Origin of the sequence: Brevibacterium sp., from assembly GCF_052105255.1 — a bacterium.
In the GTDB taxonomy this organism is placed as follows: domain Bacteria; phylum Actinomycetota; class Actinomycetes; order Actinomycetales; family Brevibacteriaceae; genus Brevibacterium; species Brevibacterium linens_B.
The window spans coordinates 1-8,923 of sequence record NZ_JBQDYQ010000087.1; the positions used below are offsets into that span (position 1 = coordinate 1).

The 8,923-nt window shown below is 64.7% G+C and carries 8 protein-coding genes; all 8 read right to left on the minus strand.

The window, feature by feature from the left end; genetic code table 11:
- Nucleotides 1-31 precede the first annotated feature (31 nt).
- A complete protein-coding gene (glpK, locus tag ACTIIH_RS15220; protein ID WP_441090262.1) occupies nt 32-1,564 on the minus strand; it encodes a glycerol kinase GlpK in 1,533 nt (510 codons plus the stop codon).
- 37 nt (nt 1,565-1,601) lie between these two features.
- Nucleotides 1,602-2,324, minus strand: a complete 723-nt coding sequence (locus ACTIIH_RS15225) for an MIP/aquaporin family protein (RefSeq protein WP_441090263.1) — start codon at nt 2,322-2,324, stop codon at nt 1,602-1,604.
- A gap of 118 nt (nt 2,325-2,442) precedes the next feature.
- Complete coding sequence (locus ACTIIH_RS15230) at nt 2,443-4,161, minus strand: glycerol-3-phosphate dehydrogenase/oxidase (protein WP_441090264.1); 1,719 nt, start codon at nt 4,159-4,161, stop codon at nt 2,443-2,445.
- A 186-nt stretch (nt 4,162-4,347) separates the two neighbouring features.
- The gene (locus ACTIIH_RS15235) at nt 4,348-5,325 is read right to left on the minus strand and encodes a Ppx/GppA phosphatase family protein (RefSeq protein WP_441090265.1); all 978 of its coding nucleotides are present in this window, start codon (nt 5,323-5,325) and stop codon (nt 4,348-4,350) included.
- A gap of 42 nt (nt 5,326-5,367) precedes the next feature.
- Nucleotides 5,368-6,162, minus strand: coding sequence for an enoyl-CoA hydratase/isomerase family protein (locus ACTIIH_RS15240; RefSeq protein WP_441452720.1), 795 nt, complete (start codon nt 6,160-6,162; stop codon nt 5,368-5,370).
- 24 nt (nt 6,163-6,186) lie between these two features.
- The gene (locus tag ACTIIH_RS15245; RefSeq protein WP_441090267.1) at nt 6,187-7,308 is read right to left on the minus strand and encodes a bifunctional 2-methylcitrate synthase/citrate synthase; all 1,122 of its coding nucleotides are present in this window, start codon (nt 7,306-7,308) and stop codon (nt 6,187-6,189) included.
- Entirely contained in the window at nt 7,305-8,210 is a 906-nt protein-coding gene (gene prpB, locus ACTIIH_RS15250; RefSeq protein ID WP_441090268.1) for a methylisocitrate lyase, read from the minus strand. The genes ACTIIH_RS15245 and prpB overlap by 4 nt, the downstream gene beginning before the upstream one ends.
- A partial coding sequence (locus ACTIIH_RS15255; RefSeq protein WP_441452721.1) for an MmgE/PrpD family protein occupies nt 8,210-8,923 on the minus strand: 714 nt, incomplete at its 5' end. The genes ACTIIH_RS15255 and prpB, both read right to left, overlap by 1 nt.

Sequence of the window (8,923 nt, forward strand, 5' to 3'; positions counted from 1 at the left end):
CCAGGTTGCTGGGCCGCCGTCGGGTAGTAATTCAGCCGTAGAGGGTTTCGGTGTCCTCGTCGACCCAACCCTTGGAGCGTTCGACGGCCTTGTTCCAGAGGCGGTAGAGACGGTCGACCGTCTCGTCGTCCATCGACGGATTCCAGCGCTTGTCCTCACGCCAGTTGCCCTTCACGTCGTCCTCGCCGTTCCAGAACTTCACGGCGATTCCCGCCGCATAGGCCGCGCCCAGCGCCGTGGTCTCGATGACCTCGGGACGGATGACGGGCACGCCGAGGAGGTCAGCCTGGAACTGCATGAGCGTCTCGTTCGCGACCATGCCTCCGTCGACCTTGAGCTCGGTGAGCTCGACACCGGAGTCGAGGTTCATCGAGTCGAGGACCTCGCGGGATTGGAAGGCCACGGACTCCAGGGCCGCACGGGCGATATGGTTCTTGTTCACATATCTCGTCAGACCCACCATCACGCCGCGGGCGTCGGACTCCCAGTGCGGAGCGAAGAGTCCAGAGAACGCAGGCACGATATAGCAGCCGCCGTTGTCGTCGACCTGCTTGGCCAGGGTCTCGACCTCGGGGGCGTCCTTGATGATGCCGAAGTTGTCGCGCAGCCACTGCACGAGCGAACCGGTCACGGCCACCGATCCCTCGAGTGCGTAGACGGCTTCGTCCTCGCCGATCTTGTACGCGACCGTGGTGAGCAGGCCGTTCTTGCTGGCCACCGGCTCATTGCCGGTGTTGATGAGCATGAAGTTGCCGGTGCCGTAGGTGTTCTTCGCCTGCCCTTTCTCGAAGCAGGCCTGGCCGAAGGTCGCGGCCTGCTGGTCACCGAGGATGCCGCAGATCGGGGTGTCGATGATGAGTCCGTTCTTCGCTCCGTAGCCGTAGATCTCCGAGCAGGACTTGATCTCGGGCAGCATCTCGACGGGGATGCCCATATCCGCCGCGATCTCGGGGTTCCAGTCGAGGCTGTCGATGTTCATCAGCATCGTACGCGAAGCGTTCGTGACATCGGTGACGTGGATTCCGCCGTTGATCCCGCCGGTGAGGTTCCAGATCACCCAGGTGTCCATGGTCCCGAAGAGGAGGTCCCCGGCCGCGGCGGCTTCCTTGACCCCGTCGACGTTGTCGAAGATCCACTTGGCCTTCGGACCGGCGAAATAGGTCGCCAGGGGCAGACCCACCCGGTCCTTGTACTTATCCGGTCCTTCGTCCCCGGCAAGCTCATCGCAGACCTTCTGGGTGCGCGCGTCCTGCCACACGATGGCGTTGTAGACGGGTTCACCGGTGTGCTTGTTCCAGATGACGGTGGTCTCACGCTGGTTGGTGATGCCCACGCCCTCGAGCTGGTGGCGGTTGATGTTCGCCCGGGTCAGGGCCTGACCGATCGCCTCGTTGGTGTTCTTGATGATCTCGATCGGGTCGTGCTCGACCCAGCCGGCGCGAGGGAAGATCTGCTCGTGCTCGAGCTGGCCGGAGGACACGATCTGTCCGTCATGGTTGAAGACGATCGCCCGCGACGAGGTGGTGCCCTGGTCGATGGCGAGGATGAACTTTTCCTGACTCATTGTGACTCCTGTGTCGAAGTGGTTCTTGGTGGTCTATTCAGATGAAGGCTCGCGAGATGACGCCGGCAAGCACCGCGCCGACGAGAGGTCCGGCGATCGGCACCCACGAGTAGGCCCAGTCGGAGCTGCCCTTGTTCGGGATCGGCAGCAGTGCGTGGACGATGCGCGGCCCCAGGTCACGGGCCGGGTTGATGGCGTAGCCGGTCGGTCCGCCCAAGGAAGCACCGATGGCGACGACGATCAGTGCGACTGCCAGCGGTCCGAGCCTGTCCGGCGTTCCGCCGAACAGGAGGATGACTATGACAAGCACGAACGTGGCCACGACTTCGGTGACGAAGTTCCAGCCGTAGGAGCGGATCTCCGGCCCGGTGGAGAAGGTGCCGAGGATGTTGCCCGCGTCCTTCTCCTCGTCGTAGTGCTTCTTGTACACCGTCCAAGCGAGGACTGCACCGATCATCGCACCGATGAGTTCGGCGGCGAGATAGGCCAAAGTGTTGGCGACGTTGACGGGGATGCCCTCGGCATATTCGCTCGCCCCGCTGGCGAGGATACCGAAGGTCACGGCGGGGTTGAGGTGCGCTCCGGTCTTGTATGCGACGAAGACACCGGCGAAGACGCCGAGGCCCCATCCGAAGGAGATCAGCAGCCAGCCGCCGCCGTTGCCTTTGGTCTTGGTCAGGACGACGTTGGCAACGACGCCGACGCCGAGCAGCATAAGCATTGCGGTACCGGCGATCTCGTAGAGGAAGATGGTGCCCATATCTCACAAACTCCTGTTGTTTGTCTTTCCGGTGGGTTCTCCGGTCGTTGGGCGCCCCGGAGGGCGCTCCGAGGTCGGTCGGTATTCGGTTGCGGTCGCGCACTTCGCTGTGAACGGTTCAGTGGAGGGTCGCACCGACCAGGGCCGCCGCCGAGGCGTCATCGTCGGTGGACTCGGCCGCGACCTGGGCGTCGACGTGGGCTTTGAACGCCTTGACTTCGGCCGCCCGACGGTCGTCGTCCCAGCCGAGGACGGGTGCGACGATGGCCGCGACCGCCTCGGCGGCGTTCTTTCCCCGGTCCCGGGATTCGTAGTTCAGCCGCATTCGCCTCTCGAGGATGTCGCCGAGGTCGACGGCCCCCTCCGCGGCGGCCGCGTAGTGGGCTTCGACGCGCAGGTAGCGTTCGGCACCGTCCAACGGCTGACCGAGCTCCGGATCCTCATCGACGAGGTCGAGCAGCTCCTCGATGAGGGTGCCATAGCGGCGGATGAGTCGTTTGACGCGGTCTTCGTCCCACCCGTACTTCTCCACGATCCCGGATTGACCGCGCCGCAGCGCACCCACCCCCTGGGCGCCGAGCAGCGGCACGGATTCGGTCAGCGACCTGCGGTCCTTCGCATCGTCGCCGAGGACGAAGTCGACGGCGTCTTCGGCCATCACTCGGTAGGTGGTGAACTTGCCGCCGGCGATTGCGGCCAGGGCCGGTTCGACTTCCATCACGGTGTGTTCGCGGGAGACCTTCGTCGAGGCCTGTCCTTCCTTGACCACCGGTTGGAGCAGCGGGCGCAGTCCGGAGTAGACGCCGATGACGTCGTCGCGGGTGAGTTTGTCGGCGAGGATGGCGTTGGCATGTTCGAGCAGGTAGTCGATGTCCTGCGATGTCGCCACCGGTGCGTCGACGTCTTCGTTCCACGGAGTGTCGGTGGTGCCGATGACCCAGTAGCCTTCCCACGGGATGACGAAGAGGACGGATTTCTCTGTCTTCGAGATGATTCCGGTGTTCGGGTCGGCCTTGATCTTGTCTTCGGCCACGGTGATGTGCACGCCCTTGGAGGCGAGCACCTTGAGTCCGGCGTCGGCCTTCGCCAGATCCTGCTGCTCTTCGGTCCAGACGCCTCCGGCGAGGATGGTGCGGCGGGCGTGGATGTCGAATTCTTCACCGGTGATCTCGTCCCGGGCGTGGACGCCGGTGACCTGGTCGCCGTCGTGGAGGTAGCCGATGACGGAGACGTGGTTGGCGGCAGCGGCCCCGTAGCTCACGGCCGAGCGGACCAGGGTCATGACGAAGCGGGCGTCGTCGACCTTCGCGTCATAGTATTCCAGGGCGCCGACGGCGGCGTCGTCGGCCAGTCCCGGGAAGTGCGCGCTCAGCGCCTTCTTTCCCAGGTGACGATGCATCGGCACGGCGCGTTTGCGACCCGGTCGGGTGGCCATCGTGTCGTAGAGGAGCACACCGGAGCCGATGAAGGCCCGATCGATGAGGCGGTGCTCGAAGGGGAAGACGAAAGCGACGGGTTCGACGAGGTGAGGCGCGGTGTGCTGGAGCAGCAGGTCGCGTTCCTTCAGCGCCTCGGCGACGAGTTTGAAGTCGAGCATCTCGAGGTAGCGGAGTCCGCCGTGCATGAGCTTCGAGGACCGGGATGAGGTTCCCGAGGCCCAGTCCTTCGCGTCGACGACACCGACCTTGAGTCCGCGGGTGGCTGCGTCGAAGGCCGATCCTGCTCCGGTGACTCCCCCACCGACGACGAAGACGTCGAGCGGGTCCGCCGCACTTGTCGTCTTCAGGGTCTCCAGAGCCTGGTCACGGAAGTTCGGGGACAGCTCACCATTTCGCATCAGCTGGTTCGTGCTTTCTGTCAGACGTTTCGGACTTCGCCCGAGGCCGGCACGGGCAGATCAGTGCAGGTGCCGCCTCGGCGACTAATCAAAAACTAGCAGGTGAACCTGAATTCCGATACCGGTCGGCGGCCCCGCGGGCGGCTGCCGATTCCGGGGAACACGGGAGTACGGCCCGACAGCGGCTCAGTCCAGGGCGGCGACAGGTTCGACGCGCATCGCCGAGGACTGCTCGGCCGAGTCGAGGAGGTCGAGTTTGCGCATGATGATGCCTTCACGCAGCGCCCATGGGGAGATGTTCATGACGCCGATGTCGAAGATCGTGAAGGCCGCCTCGGCGACGATCGCTCCGGCCAGCACCTGACCGGCACGGGCTTCGGACACGCCCGGAAGGGTTGCCCGTTCCTCGGGGGTGCGGGAGGCGAGGGTATCGATGATGCCGTCGAGGTCGCGGCGGAAGAGCTTGCGCGGAGCGTAGATTCCGTCTCCGCTCGGGGCGGCACCGGCGATGCGGGCCAGGGAGCGGAAGGTCTTCGACGACCCGACGACCTGGTCGGGCACTCCGACCCTGTTGATGTCACCGGCGATGCGTCCGATCTGCGCCCGGGCATGCTTGCGCAGCCGGTGGATGTCGTCCGCAGTGGGCACCGGGTCAGGGAGGAAATCCGAATAGGTGCGTCCGGCACCGAGCGGAACCGACACGGCTGCCTGCGGGTACTCGTCCTGACCCGCCGCGATCTCCAATGAACCGCCGCCGATGTCGAGCAGCAGGATCTTCCCAGCCGACCACCCGAACCAGCGGCGGGCGGCGAGGAAGGTCACGCGGGCTTCGTCACGGCCGGACATGACGTTGAGGGTGACCCCGAGCTGGGCGTTGATCGATTCGATGAGGCCGACCCCGTTCGGAGCTTCCCTGACCGCCGAGGTGGCGAATGCGAGGATCTGCTCCGCCCCTTGGTCTTCGGCAATCTCGACGGCATCGGTGATGAAGGAACGCAGTCGTTCCTGACCTTCGGCATCGATCGAACCGTCGTCGCCCAAGTATTCTGCGAGCCGGAGCACCTCCTTGTGCGAGGTGGCCGGCAGGGGCGGCGCTCCGACGTGGGCGTCGACGACCAGGAGGTGGACGCTGTTGGAGCCGATATCGAGGACTGCTAGGCGCATTCGCTCAGTTTATCCTCTCCTCGGGACTCCTTGCCCACGAACTCAGGAACCGTTCTGCCAAGCAGATTTGGTGAAACCGAATTCCGGCGGTTCCTTGGCGAAGAACGCCTCCTGGCCGCGGGTGATCTCCGCACGGTAGGCATCATCGAGCCACCGAGGCGGCTGTGTGCCCTCGGTCAGATCACCGTCGAGGATCGCCTTGGCTCCGACCTGGCTGAGCCGGGACAGTCCCACGATCCGCTCCCCCAGAGCCTGCGCCGTCTCAAGCGGGCTGTCGGAGACCTCGTGGAAGAATCCGAGTTCGGCCAACGTCTCGAACTTCACGATCGAGGCCGTGATGAGCAGATATCTCGCCCAGGCATCACCGAGGATTCGAGCCAGTCGCTTCGTGGGTCCGACCGGGTAGACGAGTCCGAGCTTGGCTGCGGTGACGCCGAAGATCGATCCGCGGGCGGCGATGCGGATATCGCAGGCCGCGGCGATCTCCGTTCCCCCGCCCACGCAGTTGCCGGTGATGGCGGCGATCGTCGGTGTCCGCGAGTTCGCCAGGGCCGCCTCAGCGGTGGAGTTGAGTTCCCAGAAGTCCGCGAGTGCGACGTTGAGGTCGGCGATGTCCGAACCGGCGGAGAAATGTCCGCCGGCCCCCGTGATCACCAGCGCGCCGATCGAATCGTCGGCATCCACGTTCGCGATGATCTGCGGCAGCGCCCGCCACATGGGCCGGGAGAGCGCGTTGCGTTTCTCGGTCCGATCAATGACGAGGGTTCCGACCCCACCGGAGACGGTGAAGTCGAAACCCTCGAGATCGACCGGACGGTATGAACCGTCTGGTCTCATATGTGTGTTCTGCCTTTCGAGGGGTCAGCCTCGGTTGTCGGGAACCTCGCGCTGGTCCTCACCGTCGTAGGCGCTCAGGGGACGGATGAGAGCGTTGTTCGCCTGCTGCTCGAAGATATGAGCGGTCCAGCCGGTGATGCGGGCCATCACGAAGATCGGGGTGAACTGCTCGGTGTCGAAGCCCATGAGGTGGTAGGCCGGGCCCGAGGGATAGTCGAGGTTCGGGTAGATGCCCTTGCGCTCGACGAAGTTCTCTTCGAAGGTGTTGTACAGATCGAGCAGATCGTTCGCACCCTTGACGGCGACCATGTCCTCGAAGGCCTTGCGCATGGTGGGAACGCGCGAATCGCCGTTCTTGTACACGCGGTGGCCGAAGCCCATGATCTTCGCCTTCTTGGCCAGTGCCTCGTCGATCCAGGCCGAAGCCCTGTCGGCGGTGCCGACCTCTTCGAGCATCGCCATGACGGCTTCGTTCGCTCCGCCGTGCAGCGGGCCCTTGAGCGCCCCGACGGCACCGGCGACTGCCGAGTACAGGTCCGATGTGGTCGAGGTGATGACGCGACCGGTGAAGGTCGAGGCGTTGAACGAGTGCTCGGCGTAGAGGATCATCGACACGTCGAAGCAGCGCACGACTTCCTCGGCGGGAACTTCGTCGAAGACCATCTTGAAGAAGTTCGCGGCGTAGCCGAGGTCCTTCGTCGGGGCGACGGGGTCGAGGCCGTGACGGCGACGGTGGTCGATGGCCACAATCGTCGGCAGCTGGGCGTAGAGACGCTCGGCCTTCGCGAGGTTCGCCTCGGCTCCCTCGGTGTCGGCCTCGGGATCGACGGCGCCCAGGTAGGCCACAGCCGTCTGCACGACGTGCATCGGGTGGCAGTCCTTGGGCAGGCCGAGGATGAGTTCGACGAGCTTGTCATCGATCTCACGCTGGGAGCGCTCGCGTTCCTGGAACTCTGCCAGCTGCGCCTCGGTGGGCAGTTCGCCGTTCCAGATGAGGTAGGCGACGTCCTCGAAGCTGCGCTTGGCGGCGAGCTCCTGCACGGGGTAGCCGCGGTAGGTCAGCGAGTTGGTCTCCTGGACCACTTTGGACACTGCGGTGGTGTCGACCACGACACCGGCGAGGCCCTTCTTGATTTCTTCGGTCACTGGTGACCCTCCTGTGAGAAGTTGAATACTGCGGCGTCGAACTCGTTGTACGCCGAGTAGTCGATCGTGTCATACAGGTCCGCACGGGTCTGCATGCCCTCGAGCAGGTCCACCTGAGTGCCCTTGTCCCGAATGGTCTGCAGGCCCGATTTGATCGCACCCATGGCGATACGCAGAGTCGTGACCGGGTAGATCACAAGCTTGACTCCGACATTCGCCAACTGTTCGGTCGTGAACAGTTCGCTCTTTCCGAATTCCGTCATGTTCGCCAGGATCGGCACATCGACGGCCGAGGCGAATCTCTCGAATTCGCCCAAGTCTCGCATCGCTTCGGGGAAGATCATGTCCGCTCCCGCATCGGCGTAGGCCTTCGCCCTGTCGATGGCGGCGTCGAGACCTTCCCCGGCGCGGGAGTCGGTGCGGGCGCAGATGACGAAGTTCTCGTCTCGGCGCCCCTTGACGGCGGCTTTGATGCGCTTGGACATCTCGGCCGCGGTCACGACCTCCTTACCGTCGAGGTGGCCGCAGCGCTTCGGGTTGACCTGGTCCTCCAGGTGCATGCCCGAGATTCCGGCGTCCTCGAACTCCTGGATGGTGCGGGCCACGTTCATGGCTTCGCCCCATCCGGTGTCGGCGTCGATGAAGGTCGGCAGGTTCGTCACTCGGGCGATATTGCGTCCGTGGTCGGCCACCTCGGTCAGGGTGGTCAGCCCGATATCGGGCAGACCCATGGCCGCGGAGAACGCGCCACCGGAGATGTAGACACCCTCGAAGCCGGTCTGCTCGATGATCTGAGCATTGATCGGGTTGATGGCGCCGGGGAACTGGACGATCTCGTCGCCTGCGAGCAGCTCGCGGAACGTGGCGCGGCGCTCGGCGGGGGTTGCCTGTGCGCCGAGCATCAGAAGATGCCCTTCGAACCGCTGTGCTCGAGTCCGTCGACGACGAAGCTCAGTTCCGCAACGCCCTTGGCGTCGAGGCTCTCGAGGTTCTCGGCGAGATCGAGGAAGCGAGTCTGCTCCGAGTCGGAGACGATGCCCTCGGCCAGGGTCTTGAACTTCTCGATGTAGTTCGCACGGGCGAAGGGACGGGCACCGAAGGGGTGGGCGTCGGCGACGGCGATCTCGTCGGTCAACGTCGAGCCGTCTTCGAATTCGATCTCCACGCGTCCGCCGAAGGCCTTCTCGTTGGGGTCGATCGAGTGGTAGCGGCGGGTCCACTCGGGATCCTCGGTGGTCTCGATCTTGTGCCACAGTTCGACGGTGTCGGGACGGCCGGCGCGCTCGGGAGCATAGGAGTGCTCGTGGTGCCAGCCCTGGTCCTGCATAGCCACGGCGAAGATGTACATGATCGAGTGGTCGAGGGTCTCGCGGCTGGCACGAGGATCCATCTTCTGCGGATCGTTCGCACCGGTGCCGATGACGTTGTGGGTGTGGTGCGAGGTATGGATGACGATGCGCTTGATCTTCGTCAGGTCCTCGATCTGTCCGCCGAGCTTACGGGCGAGGTCGATGAGCGCCTGGGCCTGGTATTCGGCCGAGTGCTCCTTGGTGTAGGTCTCGAGGATCGCGCGCTTCGCTTCGCCCTTGCCCGGCAGCGGGATGGTGTAGCGGGC